The sequence below is a fragment of the Sphingopyxis soli genome (assembly GCF_018682675.1).
Lineage (GTDB): Bacteria > Pseudomonadota > Alphaproteobacteria > Sphingomonadales > Sphingomonadaceae > Sphingopyxis > Sphingopyxis soli.
In genome coordinates this window covers 23,364-42,396 of record NZ_JAFMTR010000104.1, presented here as the reverse complement: position 1 = coordinate 42,396, position 19,033 = coordinate 23,364, and the positions used below count along the sequence as shown (strand labels likewise).

Annotated in this window: 19 protein-coding genes; all 19 read right to left on the bottom strand. The window is 64.4% G+C overall.

The features are described 5' to 3' along the window. Positions 1-360: 360 nt before the first annotated feature. On the bottom strand, positions 361-621 hold the full coding sequence (locus tag J1N50_RS15860) for a DUF1467 family protein (RefSeq protein WP_215355453.1): 261 nt from the start codon (positions 619-621) through the stop codon (positions 361-363). Between the two features lie 3 nt (positions 622-624). After that, the gene (locus J1N50_RS15855) at positions 625-2,259 is read right to left on the bottom strand and encodes a ribonuclease J (protein ID WP_215355451.1); all 1,635 of its coding nucleotides are present in this window, start codon (positions 2,257-2,259) and stop codon (positions 625-627) included. After that, positions 2,256-3,041, bottom strand: a complete 786-nt coding sequence (locus J1N50_RS15850) for a type III pantothenate kinase (protein WP_215355470.1) — start codon at positions 3,039-3,041, stop codon at positions 2,256-2,258. The genes J1N50_RS15855 and J1N50_RS15850 overlap by 4 nt, the downstream gene beginning before the upstream one ends. Positions 3,042-3,053: 12 nt before the next feature. Next, positions 3,054-3,851, bottom strand: coding sequence for a biotin--[acetyl-CoA-carboxylase] ligase (locus J1N50_RS15845; RefSeq protein WP_215355448.1), 798 nt, complete (start codon positions 3,849-3,851; stop codon positions 3,054-3,056). Further along, positions 3,773-5,206 carry an NADH-quinone oxidoreductase subunit NuoN gene (gene nuoN, locus J1N50_RS15840; protein WP_215355446.1) on the bottom strand — a complete coding sequence of 478 codons (1,434 nt, stop codon included), beginning with the start codon at positions 5,204-5,206 and terminating at the stop codon, positions 3,773-3,775. Before nuoN ends, J1N50_RS15845 begins: the two co-directional genes overlap by 79 nt. After that, complete coding sequence (locus J1N50_RS15835) at positions 5,203-6,759, bottom strand: NADH-quinone oxidoreductase subunit M (protein WP_215355443.1); 1,557 nt, start codon at positions 6,757-6,759, stop codon at positions 5,203-5,205. The genes nuoN and J1N50_RS15835 overlap by 4 nt, the downstream gene beginning before the upstream one ends. Beyond that, positions 6,756-8,789 (bottom strand): NADH-quinone oxidoreductase subunit L, encoded by a 2,034-nt coding sequence (gene nuoL / locus J1N50_RS15830; protein WP_215355441.1) that lies wholly within the window; start codon positions 8,787-8,789, stop codon positions 6,756-6,758. The genes J1N50_RS15835 and nuoL overlap by 4 nt, the downstream gene beginning before the upstream one ends. Positions 8,790-8,793: 4 nt before the next feature. Then, entirely contained in the window at positions 8,794-9,099 is a 306-nt protein-coding gene (nuoK, locus tag J1N50_RS15825) for an NADH-quinone oxidoreductase subunit NuoK (RefSeq protein ID WP_058456728.1), read from the bottom strand. Beyond that, positions 9,096-9,707 (bottom strand): NADH-quinone oxidoreductase subunit J, encoded by a 612-nt coding sequence (locus J1N50_RS15820; RefSeq protein WP_215355439.1) that lies wholly within the window; start codon positions 9,705-9,707, stop codon positions 9,096-9,098. The genes nuoK and J1N50_RS15820 overlap by 4 nt, the downstream gene beginning before the upstream one ends. Before the next feature lie 12 nt (positions 9,708-9,719). Next, entirely contained in the window at positions 9,720-10,208 is a 489-nt protein-coding gene (nuoI, locus tag J1N50_RS15815) for an NADH-quinone oxidoreductase subunit NuoI (protein WP_058815486.1), read from the bottom strand. Then, on the bottom strand, positions 10,205-11,248 hold the full coding sequence (gene nuoH / locus J1N50_RS15810; protein ID WP_215355437.1) for an NADH-quinone oxidoreductase subunit NuoH: 1,044 nt from the start codon (positions 11,246-11,248) through the stop codon (positions 10,205-10,207). The genes nuoI and nuoH overlap by 4 nt, the downstream gene beginning before the upstream one ends. A 220-nt stretch (positions 11,249-11,468) precedes the next feature. Further along, the gene (gene nuoG, locus J1N50_RS15805) at positions 11,469-13,481 is read right to left on the bottom strand and encodes an NADH-quinone oxidoreductase subunit NuoG (protein WP_215355435.1); all 2,013 of its coding nucleotides are present in this window, start codon (positions 13,479-13,481) and stop codon (positions 11,469-11,471) included. Next, positions 13,474-13,626: a hypothetical protein gene (locus J1N50_RS15800; protein WP_215355433.1), complete on the bottom strand. Its 153-nt coding sequence runs from the start codon at positions 13,624-13,626 to the stop codon at positions 13,474-13,476. Before J1N50_RS15800 ends, nuoG begins: the two co-directional genes overlap by 8 nt. Then, positions 13,623-14,915, bottom strand: a complete 1,293-nt coding sequence (nuoF, locus tag J1N50_RS15795) for an NADH-quinone oxidoreductase subunit NuoF (RefSeq protein WP_215355431.1) — start codon at positions 14,913-14,915, stop codon at positions 13,623-13,625. The genes J1N50_RS15800 and nuoF overlap by 4 nt, the downstream gene beginning before the upstream one ends. A gap of 112 nt (positions 14,916-15,027) precedes the next feature. After that, the gene (locus tag J1N50_RS15790) at positions 15,028-15,696 is read right to left on the bottom strand and encodes a complex I 24 kDa subunit family protein (RefSeq protein ID WP_215355429.1); all 669 of its coding nucleotides are present in this window, start codon (positions 15,694-15,696) and stop codon (positions 15,028-15,030) included. A 3-nt stretch (positions 15,697-15,699) separates the two neighbouring features. Then, positions 15,700-16,314, bottom strand: coding sequence for a hypothetical protein (locus J1N50_RS15785; protein WP_215355427.1), 615 nt, complete (start codon positions 16,312-16,314; stop codon positions 15,700-15,702). Further along, a complete protein-coding gene (locus J1N50_RS15780) occupies positions 16,311-17,528 on the bottom strand; it encodes an NADH-quinone oxidoreductase subunit D (RefSeq protein ID WP_215355468.1) in 1,218 nt (405 codons plus the stop codon). The genes J1N50_RS15785 and J1N50_RS15780 overlap by 4 nt, the downstream gene beginning before the upstream one ends. Positions 17,529-17,563: 35 nt before the next feature. Further along, positions 17,564-18,475, bottom strand: coding sequence for an NADH-quinone oxidoreductase subunit C (locus tag J1N50_RS15775; RefSeq protein WP_215355425.1), 912 nt, complete (start codon positions 18,473-18,475; stop codon positions 17,564-17,566). Further along, positions 18,475-19,020 (bottom strand): NuoB/complex I 20 kDa subunit family protein, encoded by a 546-nt coding sequence (locus J1N50_RS15770; RefSeq protein WP_425516953.1) that lies wholly within the window; start codon positions 19,018-19,020, stop codon positions 18,475-18,477. Before J1N50_RS15770 ends, J1N50_RS15775 begins: the two co-directional genes overlap by 1 nt. Positions 19,021-19,033: the final 13 nt, after the last annotated feature.

The following is a 19,033-nucleotide window of genomic DNA, read 5'->3' as shown; positions in this document are numbered from 1 at the left end:
GGTGGAGGGGCGGCGAGCGTTAGCGAGCGCTGCGCGCTCGGCCCCTCCGTCAGCCCTTCGGGCCGCCACCTCCCCATCGCAAGTCGATGGGGAGGACCATATCGTCTGCTTCCCACCCCAAAGCCGACTCCGCCTCAAATATCTCTTTCCTACATTATCCCGCTGTGCCAGCCTTCATCCCGCGGCTCCGGCTGGCAGGTGCCGCCGCAGCGACGCACGTGTGATGGGTCCGGCAATCTCCGGTCCAAAACGGGCGGAGCAATAGGCTGAACTTTACTGAACTTTGGAAATTCGGGCCGCGATGGCGAAAGGCGGCACGACGAAGGTCCACCTCCAAGGCCGCCAGATCCAGGGTACCGCTCAGGCCCGCCCGCTCAGCACATCGGGGTCGGCCCAGCCGTTCACATAGGCGATGTAATAAAGCACGAAGCCGATCGTGGCGACGATCGTCATCTGCAGCAGGATGCGTCCCGGACGCACGGTGGCCGGCGCGCCCCGATCCTGCCCAGGCACCAGCGGCGCCGCGTCATCCTCGGCGCGGCGGCCGTGGAAGGGCAGCACGAAAAAGGCGCTGAAGGCCCAGAAGAGCGTGTAGATCGCCAGGATAGACGTCCATTTCATGCGTCAGATATCCACGATCAGCACGTCGGTGATGGGCTTCTTGCCCGTCCAGTCGGTCGCGACCCGCCGCACGCCGAGGCGGATCGCCTCTTTCAGCGCCTCGCGGTCGCGCGCCGGACCCGTCGCCGCCTGCTCGGCGGCTTCGTTCAGCTCCTCGAGGAAGCTCTCGCGGTCATCCTCGACCGGCACGCCGCGATACTGGATCGCGCTCCCCTCGAACTTGCCGTCCGACAGCACCACGGCGACCGAAATCTGGCCGTAAAGCGCGAGCTTGCGCCGTTCGTTGATCGTCTCGCCATCGGCGGGCAGGATCACGTCGCCGTCGAGGATCAGGCGGCCCGACCGCACGCGTTCGACGATCCGCGCCGGCCCCGGCGCGAGGCGGACAAGGTCGCCATTTTCCTGCACCAGCGTATCGGGCACGCCCCGTTCGAGCGCGAAGCGCGCCTGCTCGTGCATATGGCGGATCTCGCCATGCACCGGCACGACCAGCTTCGGCCGCAGCCAGCCATAGAGCGCGGCGAGCTCGGGCTGCCCCGGATGGCCGCTGACATGGATATGCGCCTGCTTCTCGGTAACGGTCAGCACGTCCTTCGCGGCGAGCTGGTTCATGATCCGCCCGATCGCAACCTCGTTGCCGGGAATCTGCTTCGACGAAAAGACGACCGTGTCGCCCGCCTCCAGCTTGATCTGGTGGATGTCGGCCGCCATGCGCGCCAGCGCGGCGCGCGGCTCGCCCTGCCCGCCGGTCGCGATCACCATCAGCCTGTCGCGCGGCAGGCGCATCGCCTCGTCGAAATCGACCGTCGCCGGAAAATCCTTGAGGTAGCCGACCGTCCGCGCGACGCCGAGAATGCGGTCGAGCGAGCGTCCCGCGACGCACAGGGTGCGCCCCGTCGCCTTGGCAACCGCGCCGAGGGTCGCGAGCCGCGCCGCGTTCGACGCGAAGGTGGTGACGACCACCCTGCCCTTTGCCGCGCCGACCGCCTTCATCAGCCCGTCGCGCACACTGCCCTCGCTGCCCGATGCCTGGGCATTGAAGGCATTGGTCGAATCGCAAACGAGCACGTCGACCCCCTCGTCGCCGATCGCGGTCAGCGCCGCTGCGCTCGCCGGCGTGCCGAGGATCGGATCGTCGTCGAGCTTCCAGTCGCCGGTGTGGAAGATGCGGCCATAGGGGGTGTCGATCACCGCCGCGCTCATCTCGAGGATCGAATGCGCCAGCGGCACCAGCCGGATGCCGAACGGCCCGATCCGAAAGCTTTCGTCGATATCGACGACCCGGATCTCGACCTCCTTCTCCAGCCCCTCTTCGGCGAGCTTGTGCGCGATCAGCCCGGCGGTGAAGCGGTTGGCATAGAGCGGAACGCCGAGGTCGGCAGCAAGATAGGGGATGGCGCCGATATGGTCCTCATGCCCGTGCGTCAGCACGATGCCGAGCAGGTCGTCCTTGCGGTCCTCGATGAACTCGAGGTCGGGCATCACGATCTCGATCCCCGGATAATCCTGGCTGCCGAAGGTCACGCCGAGGTCGAGCATGATCCATTTGCCGTCGCAGCCATAGAGATTGGCGTTCATGCCGATCTCGCCCGATCCCCCCAATGCGAGGAAAAGCAGCTCCTTGCCCGGAGTCGTCATATATTTCCGTTCCGTTGGTTATAGAGGTGCATCAACCCGTTCAGCGTCAGATCGGGTTCGATGCGGTCGAACAGGTGCGCCTGTTCCTGAAACAGCGTCGCAAGGCCGCCGGTGGCGATCACGGTCAGCGGCTTGCCGATCTCGGCCTTCATCCGCGCGATCAGCCCCTCCATCATCGAGACATAGCCCCAATAAACGCCGATCAGCATCTGGCTTTCGGTGGTGCGTCCAATGACGCTGGCCGACGCGGGCGCCTCGATCGCGATGCGCGGCAGCTTGGCGGCGGCGGCGACCAGCGCTTCGAGCGACAGGTTGACGCCGGGCGCGATGATCCCGCCGAGATAGGCGCCCTCGGGGCCGATATGGTCGAGCGTCGTCGCGGTGCCGAAACTGATGACAAGCTTGTCCCTGCCCGGTTCGACCGCCTGCGCCGAAATCGCGTTGACCGCGCGATCGGCGCCCACCGACTGCGGCTCGTCGACCCGGAGCGCGATGCCCCAGCTCACCGGGTCGCGGCCCGCGACGAGCGCGTCGACGCCGAAATATTTGACCGCGAGCAGCTGCAGATTGTGGAGCGCCCGCGGCACCACGGTCGAGATGATTACCGCGCCAACCTCGGCGCGGTCATGCCCCTCGATCCGCATAAGCTGGTCGAGCCAGACCATATATTCGTCGGCCGTGCGCCGGTCGTCGGTGGCGATGCGCCAGCGCGCGAGCAGCTCGGTTCCCCGGAACAGCGCGAATTTGGCGTTGGTGTTGCCGACATCGATCGCGAGCAGAATTTGCATGGACACCTAATTCCCCTCCACGGGCCGCAATTCGACGTCGCCCGCGTGAAGCAGCATGGTCCCCCCGCCCGCAACGCGCAAGCGCAGCGCGCCATCGGGCGCCAGACCGTCGAATAGGCCGTCGATCCCTTGTTCGGACACGTGCAACGGCGTTCCGACCGGATGCCCTCTGGGCAGCCAGGCGTTGACGATGCTGCCGACACCTTCCTGCCGCCACGTCCACAAGGCATCCGCCATCGCAATCGCCAGCGCCTCGGCGAAGCGGTCGCGGTCGAGGCGCGCACCCTTGTCGGCGAGCGATGCAGTGGCGCGATCGGGCAGATCGGGGGCGGAGACCAGATTGACCCCGATACCCATGACGACGCTGGCGCCCGTCCGCTCCAGCAATATGCCGGCGCATTTCGCGCCGTCGATCAACAGATCGTTCGGCCATTTGAGGATCGCGGTCACGCCCGGTGCGAGCGCTGCGACGGCTCTTGCGAGCGCGACCCCGGCGACCAGCGCAAGGGTCGCGGGAGACGGGTCGCCCGCGGTCAGGTGAACGACCGTCGATCCCATGAAATTGCCGTGGCCATCGCCCCACGCCCGGCCCAGACGGCCGCGTCCGGCGGTCTGGCGGTCGGCGACGAGCCAATGCCCCTCGCCGACCTGCTCGCCGCTGGCCAGTCGCGCCAGCAGGTCGGCGTTGGTCGAACCTGTCTCCGCGATCCGCTCGATCGGCGGGATCAGAACAGCACCGCCGCAGCGGTCGCCGACAGCGCGGCCAGGACGCCGATGAAGAGATAGCCGATGACCGAGAGCCACAGCGCGCTGGCGGTGATCACCGCATCCTCGACCACCGTGCCGGTTCCGCGCGGGAATTCGGTGTCCGACTTTTCGTCGAAATACATCGTCTTGATGATGGCGATATAATAAAAGGCGCCGATCACCGAAGCGACGATACCGACCACCGCCAGCGGCACGAGGTTGGCGTTCACCGCGGCCTCGAAGACCAGATACTTCGGCCAGAAGCCGAAGAGCGGCGGAATGCCGGCAAGGCTGAACAGGAACACCGCCATCGCCGCGGCGAGGCCGGGGCGACGCTGCGAATAACCCGCGAGCGCCGGGATGCTTTCGATCTGGTTGCCGCGGTCGTCGCGCAGTTGCAGCACGATCAGGAAGCTGCCGATTGTCGTCACCATATAGACGAGCAGATAGGTCAGCACGCCCTCGACCCCCTGCTGCGTTCCCGCGGCAAGGCCGATCAGCATATAGCCGACGTTGTTGATCGACGAATAGGCAAGCAGGCGCTTGATGTTCTTCTGCCCGATCGCGCCCACCGCCCCGAGGATGATCGACGCGAGCGCGAGGAAGATGACGATCTGTTGCCAAGCGCCCACCGCCGGCCCCACCGCGCCGATCACGACACGCGTCATCAGCGCCATGGCAGCGACCTTGGGCGCGGTGGCGAAGAAGGCGGTGACCGGGGTCGGCGCGCCTTCGTACACGTCGGGGGTCCACATGTGGAACGGCACCGCGCTGATCTTGAAAGCGAGGCCCGCGATCACGAACACGATGCCGAAGATGATGCCGATACTGAGCTCGCCGCCCAGCGCCGCGGCGATCGTGGCGAAATCGGTCGAGCCGGTGAAGCCATAGAGCAGCGAGATGCCATAGAGCAGGATTCCGCTCGCGAGCGCGCCGAGGACGAAATATTTGAGCCCCGCTTCGCTCGACCGCTCGTCGCTGCGCATGAAGCTTGCGAGCACATAAGAGGCCAGGCTGTTGAGCTCGAGTCCGACATAGAGCGTCATCAGGTCGCGCGACGACGCCATGATCCCCATGCCAAGCGCCGCGAACAGGATCAGCACCGGATATTCGGCGCGCATCGCATCCTTGAAGAAGCGCGGCGCGATGACGACGCAGATAAAGCTCGCGGCATAGATCAGCAGCTTGGCGAAACCGCCGAAGCTGTCGACCGACAGCGTCCCCGAAAAGACCGTCGCGTCGGTCCCGAACAGCGCCAGCACCGCCGCGGCGGCCGCCGCCAGCGTCACCATCGCGGCGAGCTGATAGAGCCCGACCTGGCGATCACCCGCATAGGTTCCAAGCATCAGCGTGACCAGCCCGCCGATCGTCAGGATCAGTTCGGGCCAGATGAGCGCGAGATCGGCGGTCATTGGACGCCTCCCGCATGATGCGCTTCGCCCGATGCTTCTCCGTGGCCTGCAGCGGCCGGCTTTGGCTTGCCCGCGGCAAGATGCGCGTCGCCGGCAGGCTTGGCGGGCGCGAGGCGCGCGACCACGGTCGTCACGTCACCGCGCATCGGCGCGAGGAAACTTTCGGGATAGACACCCATCCACAGCGCCACGGCGGCGAGCGGCGCGAGGATCGCCCATTCGCGAGGATTGAGGTCGGGCATTGCCTTCACATCGTCCTTGGTGAGTTCGCCGAACACGATGCGGCGATAGAGATAGAGCATGTACGCGGCGCCGAGAATGATCCCGGTGGTGCAGACGAACGCGACCGTGCTCGACGCCTCGTAGATACCGGCAAGGCTCAGAAACTCGCCGACGAACCCGCTGGTGCCCGGCAGGCCGATCGACGCCATGGTGAACAGCATGAAGAACAGCGCATAGGCCGGCATGTTCACCGCGAGCCCGCCGTAACGGTCGATCTCGCGCGTGTGGAGCCGGTCATAGATCACGCCGACGCAGAAGAAGAGCGCGGCCGAGACGACGCCATGGCTGAGCATGATGATCAGCGCGCCTTCGATCCCCTGCTGGTTCAGCGCATAGAGGCCTGCGGTCACGATCGCCATGTGCGCGACCGACGAATAGGCGATCAGCTTTTTCATGTCGCTCTGCACCAGCGCCACGAGGCTGGTGTAAACCACCGCCACCATCGACAGCGCGAAGACGAGCCACATGAACTCGGCCGAGGCTTCGGGGAACATCGGCATCATGAACCGGATGAAACCGTAGGAGCCGAGCTTCAGCAGCACGCCGGCCAGGATCATCGAGCCCGCGGTCGGCGCCTGCACATGCGCGTCGGGAAGCCAGGTGTGGACCGGCCACATCGGCATCTTGACCGCAAGGCTGGCGAAGAAGCCGAGCCACAGCCAGGTCTGCATTTCCGGCGGGAAGTTGTAGTTGAGCAGCGTCGGGATATCGGTCGTGCCCGCTTCGCGGATCATCGCGATCATCGCGATCAGCATCAGCACCGAGCCGAGCAGCGTGTAGAGGAAGAATTTGAACGCCGCATAGATGCGGTTCGCCCCGCCCCAGATGCCGATGATGAAATACATCGGGATCAGGCCGGCCTCGAAGAAGACGTAGAAGAGCAGCAGATCCTGCGCCATGAAGACGCCGATCATGACGACCTCCATGATCAGGAACATCGCCATATAGAGCCCGACGCGCTTGGTGATCGATTCCCAGCTCGCCAGGATGCAGAGCGGCATCAGGAAGACGCTGAGCATGATCAGCATCAGGGCCATGCCGTCGATGCCGAGCGCATAGTTGAAGCGGCCGAACAAGGGCGCGGACTCGACGAACTGCCACTGCGCGCCGCCGATATCGAAATTCGCCCACAGCATGACGCCGAGCGCGAAGTCGACCAGCGTCGCGGCGAGCGCGATCAGGCGCGCATTGCGGTCGCCCGCAAAGAGGCACGCGATGGCGGCGACCGTCGGGATCGCCAGCATCAACGAAAGGATGGGAACACCGCTCACAGGAACCTCACCATGGCCCAGCTGGCGAGGCCGACAAGACCGAGCAGCATCACGAACGCATATCCATAAACATAACCCGATTGCAGCCGGACCGCGAGACGGGTCCCCCCGGCGACGAGCGCTGCGGCGCCATCGGGACCGAAGCGGTCGATGGTGCCTTCATCCCCGCGCTTCCAGAAGAAGCGGCCGATCGCGAAAGCGGGCTTTACGAAGAGGAAGTTGTAGAGCTCGTCGAAATACCATTTGTTGTACAGGAACTGGTGCAGCAGCCGGAACTGCGCCACGAACTTCGCCGGCAGGCTGGTGTTCCGGATATAGCTGTTCCATGCGAGGAACAGCCCGATCGCCATCACCGTGAACGGCATCCACTTCACCCACAGCGGCACTTCATGCGCCGCGTGCATCAGATGCGCGTCGAACGCGAGGCTCCCCTTCCAGAACGCCATGCCCTCTTCGGGGTAGATGAACTGGTGGTGGAAGACGACACCCGCGAACACCGCGCCGATCGACAGCACGCCGAGCGGGATCAGCATGTTCAGCGGGCTTTCGTGCGGGTGATACCCCGCGGTGCCATCGCTGTGCGCATCATGGTGGTGACGATCGTCGTGCGCATCGTCGCCATGCCCGTGACCGTCGTGCACCGCGTGCTGGATATGCTCGCTCTGTTCCCAGCGCGGCTTGCCGAAGAAGGTCAGGAAGACGAGGCGCCACGAATAGAAGCTCGTCAGCAGCGCAGCGAAGATGCCGACCCAGAACGCAACCTGACCGCCGCCGCCCGCCGCAAAGGCCGCCTCGAGGATGCCGTCCTTCGAGTAGAAGCCGGCAAAGCCCGCGACGCCCGCGATGCCGACGCCGGTGATCGCCAGCGTGCCCATCAGCATCGCCCAGTAAGTGAGCGGGATATGCTTCCGAAGGCCGCCGTAATAGCGCATGTCCTGCTCATGGTGCATCGCGTGGATGACCGAGCCCGCGCCGAGGAACAGCAGCGCCTTGAAGAAGGCGTGCGTGAACAGGTGGAACATCGCCGCGCCATAGGCGCCGACGCCCGCGGCGAAAAACATGTAACCGAGCTGCGAACAGGTCGAATAGGCGATGACGCGCTTGATGTCCCACTGCGTCGTGCCGACCGTCGCGGCGAAGAAACAGGTCGCGGCGCCCACGAAGGTGACGACGCCCAATGCGACCGGCGCGGTTTCGAACATCGGCGACAGGCGGCACACCATGAACACGCCCGCGGTGACCATCGTCGCGGCGTGGATCAGCGCCGACACCGGGGTCGGACCCTCCATCGCGTCGGGGAGCCAGGTGTGCAGGCCCAGCTGCGCCGACTTGCCCATCGCGCCGATGAACAAGAGCAGGCAAAGGATCGTCATCGTGTCGAGACGCATCCCCATGAAGCTGATCGTGCTGCCCGCCATGCCCGGCGCAGCGGCCAGAATTTCGGGGATCGAGACGGTGCCGAACACCAGGAAGGTGCCGAAGATGCCGAGCATGAAGCCCAAGTCGCCGACGCGGTTGACGACGAACGCCTTGATCGCCGCGGCATTGGCGCTCGGCTTCTTGTACCAGAAACCGATCAGCAGATAGGACGCCAGACCGACGCCTTCCCAGCCGAAGAACATCTGGACCAGATTGTTCGCGGTCACCAGCATCAGCATCGCGAAGGTGAAGAGCGACAGATAGGCGAAGAAGCGCGGCTGGTCCGGGTCTTCCTCCATATAGCCCCAGCTATAGAGGTGGACGAGCGCCGACACCGTCGTGATCACGACGAGCATGACCGACGTCAGCGTGTCGACACGCAGCTCCCAGTCGAACTGGAGCGCGCCCGACGAGACCCAGTGCAGCACCGGCGTCACGCCGGCCTCGCCCGTTCCCGCGACGAACGACAGGAAGATCGGCCAGCTCAGGGCGCAGCTCGCGAACAGCGCGCCGGTCGTGACCAGCTTCGATACAAAGGGGCCGATGGCGCGCTGGCCCAGCCCTGCAACAAGCGCCGCCAAGAGCGGCAGGAAAACGATCGCCTGGATCACCGGCTTACCCCTTCATCCGGTTGGCATCGTCGACGGCAATCGTGCCGCGGCCGCGGAAATAGATAACAAGGATTGCAAGACCGATCGCGGCTTCGCCGGCGGCGACGGTCAGCACGAACATCGAGAAGACCTGCCCGACGAGGTCGTTCAGCGCGGCGCTGAACGCGACGAGGTTGATGTTCACCGCGAGCAGGATGAGCTCGATCGCCATCAGGATGACGATGATATTCTTGCGGTTGATGAAGATGCCGAGCACGCCGAGCGTGAACAGCACCGCCGAAACGGCGAGATAATGGCCGACCGAAATCACAGTTCCATCCCCTGCCCGACGCCCGGATCGACCAGGCGCGTCGCGTCCTCGGGACGGCGGCGGTTCTGGGCCGAGATATTCTGGATGCGCACCCCGCCGCGCTGGCGATGCGTCAGCACGATCGCGCCGATCATCGCGACGAGGAGGACGATACCCGCCGCCTCGAACAGGAAGATATAGCGCGTGTAGAGCAGCTCGCCGATCTGCTGGATGTTGCTGGTATCGGTCGCGGCGGGCGCCGCGCGCGCCGCAAGATCGACGCCACCCGCCTGCCATGCACCCACGGCGAACACCAGCTCTGCGGCAAGGACGATCGCGACCAGCGCGCCAAGCGGCAGATAGCGCACGAAACCGCTGCGCAGTTCGGCGAAATCGATGTCGAGCATCATCACGACGAACAGGAACAGCACCGCGACCGCACCGACATAGACGATGACGAGCAGCATCGCGATGAATTCGGCGCCCGCAAGCAGCATCAGCCCCGCCGCGTTGAAGAAGGCGAGGATCAGCCACATCACGCTGTGGACGGGATTGCGCGCGAAAATCACCATCGCCGCGGAGGCGATGACGATGGTCGCGAAGAGGTAAAAGGCGATGAGCTGAATCATGTGCGCGCGCCCTTATCGATAGGGCGCGTCGGCGGCAAGATTCGCCGCGATCGCGCGTTCCCATTTGTCGCCATTGGCGAGCAGCTTGGCCTTGTCATAGAGCAGCTCCTCGCGCGTTTCGGTCGCGAATTCGAAGTTCGGCCCCTCGACGATCGCGTCGACCGGGCAGGCCTCCTGACAGAAGCCGCAATAGATGCACTTCGTCATGTCGATGTCGTAGCGCGTCGTGCGGCGGCTACCGTCGTCGCGAGGTTCCGCCTCGATCGTGATCGCCTGCGCCGGGCACACCGCTTCGCACAGCTTGCACGCGATGCAGCGTTCCTCGCCGTTCGGATAGCGGCGCAGCGCATGCTCACCGCGGAAACGCGGGCTCAGCGGGTTCTTCTCGAACGGATAGTTGATCGTCGCCTTCGGCTTGAAGAAATATTTCAGCGTGAGGGCGTGCGCCTTCACGAACTCCCACAAGGTGAAGCTTTTGACGAGATGGGCAACGTAACTCATGAATACCTCGTCAGCATCAGATAGCCGGAGATCAGGAAGACCCAGAAGAGCGAAATCGGCAGGAAGATTTTCCAGCCTAGCCGCATCAGCTGGTCATAGCGGTAGCGCGGCACGGTCGCCTTGACCCAGCTGAAGACGAAGAAGAAGAACAGGATCTTCGCGAACAGCCAGATGATGCCCGGAACGGCATAGAGCGGCGCCCAGTCGACGGGAGGCAGCCAGCCGCCCCAGAAGAGGATCGCGTTGAGCGCGCACATCAGCAGCACGTTAGCGTACTCGCCGAGCCAGAAGAGCGCGAAGCTCATCGACGAATATTCGGTCTGATAGCCCGCGACGAGCTCTGATTCCGCCTCGGTCAGGTCGAACGGCGCGCGCGCGGTTTCGGCGAGCGCCGAAATGAGGAACATCACCGCGAGCGGGAACAGCAGCAGGTTGAAGCCGAAGGCGTTGACGAAGCCGAGCCCGTGGCCCTGCTGCGCCTTGACGATGTCGTTCATGTTGAAGCTGTCGGCGAACAGCACGACGCCGATCAGGATGAAGCCGATCGAGACTTCATAGCTGATCATCTGCGCCGAGGCGCGCATGGCCGAGAAGAAAGGATATTTCGAGTTCGACGACCAGCCCGACAGGATCACGCCGTACACGCCGAGCGACGAGATCGCGAGGATGTAGAGCAGCCCGACGTTGATGTCGGCGAGGATCGCGCCCGAGTTGAACGGGATCACCGCCCACGCCATCAGCGCCACCGTGAAGGTGATGATCGGCGCAATCAGGAACAGCCCGCGGTTGGCGGAGCTCGGGATAATCGTTTCCTGCAGGAAGACCTTGAGGCCGTCGGCGAAGCTCTGGAGCAGGCCGAAGGGGCCGACGACGTTCGGGCCGCGGCGCAGCGCGATCGCCGCCCAGATCTTGCGGTCGGCATAGATGATCATCGCGACCGCGAGCATCAGCGGCAGCGCGATGAGCAGGATGCCAACGATAGTCGCGACCCCCCACGCCCATTCGTAGGACATGCCGAGCGATTGGAAATATTCGGTCATCGGAACGCAACCCCTTCCCCTCTCCCCTTGCGGGAGAGGGTTGCGAAGACTTGGCGGCTTTGCCGCTTAGTCGAAGCTGGGTGAGGGGTGAGCGGCCGTTCCGCGGCCGCGCGCGCCTGCGGCGCGCAACCCCTCATCCAACTGCGCCTAGCCGCTTGCAGCGGCAAGGCTCCGTATCCTTCTCCCGCAAGGGGAGAAGGGCTGAAATATGCAGCCGCGATCATTCCGCCGCCTCCGCAAAATCCGCGCCATGGACCAGCTCTTCCGAGCAGCGCTGCATCGTCGGCGACGCGCGGCAGATGGCGTTGGTGAGATAGAAATCCTTGATCGGCGACGGGATCGGTCCCTTGGCAGGCTTGGCGTCGAGCTTGGGCACCGACCAGCCGTAACCGGCAAGGCCTTCGGTGCCGAGCGCGGGCACCGCGGCGATCATCGCCGCGCGGCACTCGTCGAAGCTGTCGAAGCCGACCGACGCGCCGAGCGCATCGGCGAGCGCGCGGAAAATGCTCCAGTCCTCGCGCGCGTCGCCGGGCGCGAACACCGCCTTCTCGCTGCGCTGGACGCGGCCCTCGGTGTTGACCGTGGTGAAGTCCTTTTCGGTCCACGCCGCCGCGGGCAGGATAACGTCGGCGGCATGCGCGCCCTTGTCGCCATGATGGCCGACATAGACCTTCAGCGTCTTGTCGAAGGCGGTGAAATCGACCTCGTCGGCGCCGAGGAAGAAGGCGAGCTTCGGCTTCGCCGCCACGATGTCCTTGATGCCGCCCGCCTGCGCATAGCCGAGCATCAGCCCGCCCATGCGGCTCGCCGCCATATGGACGACGCTGAAACCGTTCCAGCCGTCCTTGACCGCGTTCACCGACTTGGCAAGCGCCAGCGCCGCGCCATGGACGCCGGGAACGGCAAGGCCGCCGCCGCCGAGGATGATCAAGGGACGCTCGGCGCTCTTCAGCGCGTCGAGCGCTGAGGCGGGCAGCTTGGCGACGAGCGAGGCGTCGTCGCCCAGCCACGTCACCTTGTAGGTCTGGTCCTTCTCGGGGCCGACCGCGAAAACCTTCGCGCCCTTCTTCCACGCCGCTTTGCGGATGCGCGTGTTGATCAGCGGCGCTTCCCAGCGCAGGTTGGTGCCGATCAGCAGGATCACGTCGGCATTTTCGGCCTCGGCGATGGTGGTGTTGAAATTGACCGCCGACAGGCTCGACACGTCATAGTCGAGGCCGGTCTGGCGGCCTTCGAGCAGCGTCGAGCCGAGCGCATTCACGAGCGCCTTCGCCGCGAACATCGTTTCGCAATCGACGAGGTCGCCCGCGATCGCGGCGACCGACTTGCCGGCCTTCGCCGCCTTGATCGCGTCGAACGCTTCGGCCCACGTCGCTTCGGCGAGCTGGCCGCCCTTGCGTACATAGGGCCGGTCGAGGCGGCGGCGGATCAGGCCGTCGACATGGTGGCGCGTCTTGTCGCTCGCCCATTCCTCGTTCACATCGTCGTTGACGCGCGGCAGCACGCGCAGCACCTGCCGCCCACGGCTGTCGATGCGGACGTTGGTGCCGACCGCGTCCATCATGTCGATGCCCAGCGTCTTGGTCAGCTCCCACGGACGCGCTTCGAACGCATAGGGCTTGCTGGTCAGCGCGCCGACCGGGCACAGATCGACGATATTGCCTGACAATTCGCTCGCAACGGCATGTTCGAGGTACGAGGTGATCTGCATATTCTCGCCGCGATAGATCGCGCCGATATCCTCGACGCCCGCGACTTCCTCCGCAAAGCGGACGCAGCGCGTGCACTGGATGCAGCGGGTCATCACCGTCTTGACGATCGGGCCCATATATTTCTCGGTGACCGCGCGCTTGTTCTCGTCATAGCGCGTCGCGCCGCGGCCATAGGCGACCGACTGGTCCTGCAGGTCGCATTCGCCCCCCTGATCGCAGATCGGACAGTCGAGCGGGTGGTTGATGAGCAGAAACTCCATCACCCCCTCGCGCGCCTTCTTCACCATCGGGCTGTCGGTCTTGATCACCTGCCCCTCGGCGGTCGGCAGCGCGCACGATGCCTGCGGCTTCGGCGGGCCGGGCGACACTTCGACCAGGCACATGCGGCAGTTGCCGGCGATCGACAGGCGCTCATGATAGCAGAAGCGCGGAATTTCCTTCCCCGCCATCTCGCACGCCTGCAGAACGGTCGCGCCCTGCGGGACGTCGAGTTCTACGCCATCTACGGTTACTTTAGGCATCGGCACTCGCCTTAAATTCGTCATGCTGAACTTGTTTCAGCATCCATGGCCCATCGCTATCCATAGCCGCTGCGATTGCCGCACCGACCGGCCATGGACCCTGAAACAAGTTCAGGGTGACGAGGAAAGAGAGGTTGGACTTCATTCCGCCGCCTCCAACGCGCCGCCATTCTCGCGGATACGCCGTTCGAGTTCCGGCCGGAAATGCCGGATCAACCCCTGGATCGGCCACGCTGCCGCATCGCCGAGCGCGCAGATGGTGTGGCCTTCGACCTGCTTGGTGACATCGTAGAGCGTGTCGATTTCGCTGATGTCGGCGTCGCCGGTGCGCAGGCGTTCCATGACGCGCCACATCCAGCCGGTTCCCTCGCGGCACGGCGTGCACTGGCCGCAGCTTTCATGCTTGTAGAAATAGCTGATGCGGCTGATCGCCTGGACGACGTCGGTCGACTTGTCCATCACGATCGCCGCGGCGGTGCCGAGGCCGGAGCCGAGCGCCTTCAGCCCGTCGAAGTCCATCGGCGCGTCCATGATCTCGGCGGCCGGAACGAGCGGCACCGACGAGCCGCCGGGGATCACCGCGAGCAGATTGTCCCAGCCGCCGCGGATGCCGCCGCAATGCTTTTCGATCAACTCGCGGAAGCTGATTCCCATCTCTTCCTCGACGACGCACGGGCGCTCGACATGGCCCGAGATCTGGAAGAGCTTGGTGCCCTTGTTATTCTCGCGCCCGAAGGAGGAGAACCAGACCGCGCCGCGGCGGAGGATCGTCGGGACGACCGCGATGCTCTCGACATTGTTCACCGTCGTCGGGCATCCATAAAGCCCCGCGCCCGCCGGGAAGGGCGGCTTCAGGCGCGGCTGGCCCTTCTTGCCCTCGAGGCTTTCGATCATCGCGGTTTCTTCGCCGCAGATGTAGGCGCCGGCGCCCCGGTGGACGAAGACGTCGAAGTCGTAACCCGACTTGGCCGCATTCTTGCCGAGCAGGCCGGCGTCATACGCCTCCTGCACCGCGGCGAAGAGCGTCTCGGCCTCGCGGATGAACTCGCCGCGGATGTAGATGTAGGCGGCGCGCGCGCGCATCGCATAGCCCGCGATCAGCGCGCCTTCGATCAGCTTGTGCGGATCGTGACGGATGATCTCGCGGTCCTTGCACGACCCGGGTTCGGATTCGTCGGCGTTGATGACGAGGAAACTCGGGCGGTCCGCGCGCGGTTCCTTCGGCATGAACGACCATTTGAGCCCCGTCGGGAAACCCGCACCGCCGCGGCCGCGCAGGCCCGACGCCTTGATCTCCTCGATGATCGCGTCCTGGCCGCGCTTCATCAGATCCTTGGTCTTGTCCCAATCCCCGCGCGCCTGCGCGGATTTGAGGTTCCACGGCTGGAAGCCGTAGAGATTGGTGAAGATGCGATCCTTGTCGGCGAGGCTCATCGGGCCGCTCCCAACTCGTCACCCCGGACCTGATCCGGGGTCCACGACTTCAGCGCTGCGATGGATGCCGGATCAAGTCCGGCATGACGAAGGAATGAGGCGTTTGTCATCATCACCACTCCTTCCGATAGTCATGGTTGGCCTTGACCATTTCCTTCAGCGTCGTCGGCCCGCCCTCGGGCTCGCTCGTGTGGCGCTTGGGGTTCTGCGTGCCGGTCTTCGGCTGCTTGCCCGCCGCGAGATCGTCGAGGATGCGGACCATCGAGTCGTAATCGAGGTCTTCGTAATTATCGTCGTTGATCTGGACCATCGGCGCGTTGGTGCAGGTGCCCATGCACTCGACCTCGGTCAGCGTGAACAGCCCGTCGGGCGTGGTCTTGCCCTTGGTCATGCCGCGGTTCTTGCACGCGGCCATGATGTCGTCGGAGCCGCGCAGCAGGCACGGCGTCGTCCCGCACACCTGCACATGATAGCGGCCGACCGGCGCCAGATTGTACATCGTGTAGAAGGACGCGACCTCATAGGCGCGCATGAACGGCATATCGAGCTCGGCCGCGACATATTCGATCACCGGCACGGGCAGCCAGCCCTGCGTCTCGGTCTCGGCTCCGACCTGGCGCTGCGCGAGGTCGAGCAACGGCATCACCGCCGAACGCTGGCGCCCCGCGGGATAGCGCGCGATGATCGCCTTCGCCTTCTCGGCATTTTCCGCCGTCCACGCAAAAGCGCCCCAGCGCGCGCGAACCTCGGCTTCATCGGGGATTTGGGGTGCGTCAGCCATAAACTATAACTTCTCCGGCGAAGGTTCGCTGCGTGCAAATGTATCGTAAACAGCCTGGGCACACCGGCTATTCTCAAAGCGAATATTTGCTCGACCCTTTGCAACGCAAACAACCGTTTTGGCTCGCCCCTTCGCGACACCTTCGTGAATCAATAAATCGAAATGACCGAGCGACCGGAACCTCGATTTCAGGACGGTATTCCCAGCATAGTCCACAGGAACAACGGAGGATTCAAATTTATCCGGGCCAGGATGAGGCCAGCTTTTGGAGTCGAGAAACTTCACGACCCTCTCTTTTTGAAACGCCTTGACGGCAGCCAAGGAGTCTCGGCTAATATCGTAGGGGCCAGGCAACGGCTCAGCGGCACCGCCGTCGGCAGTTTCGATATAAACGCCGTCTGTCGGTCCAAGTTGATTCGGATTGGGAACGCATAAACTAACAACCATTAACAACGCTAAAGAGGAACCAACTACAATCGGCCATTTGACCTGATTGTCGAAATCACGATCCTTATTGATCCGGCGCGCAACGACATATCCGATTGCAACAAACGCAATTGGCCAAATGATGTAACCAAGCGTTTCACCAAATTTCATTGCCGCTTCGGTTTGGTTCACCGGTCGCACTCCCCGAACACGACGTCGATGGCGCCAATAATCGCGGTGGTGTCGGCGAGCATGTGCCCCTTCGACATCATGTCCATCGCCTGCAGGTGCGAAAACGCCGTCGGACGGATCTTGCAGCGGTACGGCTTGTTGGTGCCGTCGCTGACCAGATAGACGCCGAACTCGCCCTTGGGGCTTTCGGTCGCGACATAAACCTCGCCCGCCGGAACGTGGAAGCCCTCGGTGTAGAGCTTGAAGTGGTGGATCAGCGATTCCATCGACTGCTTCATCTCGCCGCGCTTCGGCGGCACCACCTTGCGGTCGAGGCTGGCGACCGGTCCCCTCGGCATCGCGTTGATGCACTGCAGGATGATCCGCTGCGACTGATAGACTTCCTGCACGCGGACCATGAAGCGGTCGTAGCAGTCGCCGCGCGTGCCGACGGGAATGTCGAAGTCCATCTTCGCATAGGCGTCATAGGGCTGCGCCTTGCGGATGTCCCAGGGAATGCCGCTGCCGCGGATCATCGGGCCCGAGAAGCCCCACGCCAGCGCGTCTTCCTTGCTGACCGTCGCGATGTCGACGTTGCGCTGCTTGAAGATGCGGTTGTCGATGACGAGGCTCATCGCGTCGCCGAACAGCTTGGGCAGCCGCGTTTCGCACCATTCGCCGATGTCGACGAGCAGCTTTTCGGGGACGTCCTGATGCACGCCGCCGGGGCGGAACCACGCCGAGTGCATCCGCGCGCCCGACGCGCGCTCGAAGAAGTTGAGGCAATCCTCGCGCAGCTCGAACACCCACAGGTTCGGGGTCATCGCGCCGACGTCCATGACGTGGCTGCCGATATTGAGCATGTGATTGCAGATGCGCGTCAGCTCGGCGAACATCGTGCGGAGATACTGCGCGCGGTCGGGCACTTCGAGGTCGAGCAATTTCTCGATCGCGAGGACATAGCTATGCTCCATGCCGAGCGGCGAGCAATAGTCGAGCCGGTCGAAATAGGGCAAAGCCTGCAGATAGGTCTTGTATTCGATCAGCTTCTCGGTGCCGCGGTGGAGCAGCCCGACGTGCGGGTCGACGCGCTCGATGATCTCGCCGTCGAGCTCCATCACCATGCGCAGCACGCCGTGCGCCGCGGGGTGCTGCGGGCCGAAGTTGATCGTGTAGTTGGTGACCGCCTGATCGCCCGCGGTGTTCGCGGTGTCGACCGGATAGCCTGCGAACATATCGCTGCCGTGGTGCTTGACCTGAGGAGAGTCGGTCATGCGTCACCTCCTGTCTTGGGCTTGCGCGGCTTGGCGGGCGCCTTGGGCTTGGCCGGCGCCTTTTCCGCCTTCTTGGTAGCCGGCGTCTTGGCCTTTGCCGCGGTGGGCGCCTTGGCGCCATCGCGGCTCGTCTTCGCGGCCTTGACATTCGCCTTCGCGCCCGCGCCGGTCTGTTCGGGCTTTTCAGTCGTCTTCGGCGTCGGAGCAGGCGCCTTCTTGGCGGCCTTGTCGTCGGCGACCTTGACCTGCTGCGCGGTCATCGGCGACGGCGCGCCCTTGCCCGGCGCTTCGCCGGTGCCGCCGGCCTTTTCGTCGCCGGGCAGCACATAGTCGGCGCCTTCCCAGGGGCTGAGGAAGTCGAAGTTGCGGAAATCCTGCGCCAGCTTCACCGGCTCATAGACGACGCGCTTGTCCTCCTCGCTGTAACGCAGCTCGGTATAGCCGGTCAGCGGAAAGTCCTTGCGCTGCGGATGGCCCTGAAAACCATAGTCGGTCAGGATGCGGCGCAGATCGGGGTTGCCCGCGAACAGCACGCCGTACATGTCGAACACTTCGCGCTCGAGCCAGCCGGCGACCGGCCACACGGGCACGATGCTCGGTACCGGCGTCGTTTCGTCGGTCGACACGCGGACGCGCAGGCGGTGGTTCTTCGTCACGCTGAGCAGGTGATAGACGACCTCGAAACGCTCGGCGCGTTCGGGATAGTCGACCCCGGCGATTTCCATCAGCTGCTGATAGTCGAGTTCGTCGCGCAGCATGACCATCACACCGGCGACCGCTTCGCGGCGCACGGTTATGCTGTCCTCGCCCACGGCAAAGATATGCTCGATGAGATCCTCGCCGAGCAGCTTTTGCAGTGCGGGGCCGACGCCCTCGCGGGCCGCGATCAGGGGAGCGGGACTGGCCATCAGCGTTCGATCGTCCCGGTGCGGCGGATCTTCCGCTGCAACTGCATCACGCCATAGAGCAACGCTTCGGCAGTCGGCGGACAGCCGGGGACATAGATGTCCACGGGCACGATGCGGTCGCAGCCGCGCACCACCGAATAGCTGTAATGATAATAGCCGCCGCCGTTGGCGCAGCTACCCATCGAAATGACATATTTGGGGTTCGACATCTGGTCGTACACGCGGCGCAGCGCCGGGGCCATCTTGTTGCAGAGCGTCCCCGCGACGATCATCACGTCGGACTGGCGCGGGCTGGCGCGCGGCGCGACGCCGAAGCGTTCCATGTCATAGCGCGGCATGTTGACGTGGATCATCTCGACCGCGCAGCATGCGAGGCCGAAGGTCATCCACCACAGCGAGCCGGTACGCGCCCAGTTGAACAGATCCTCGGTCGAGGTGACAAGGAAGCCCTTGTCGCCGACCTCGCTGTTGAGATCGTCGAAGAAGCTCTGATCGGGGTTGGTTCCCGGAGCGACAGGGCTGGCGACCGGCATCTGGCCGGGCATGATGATGCTGGAG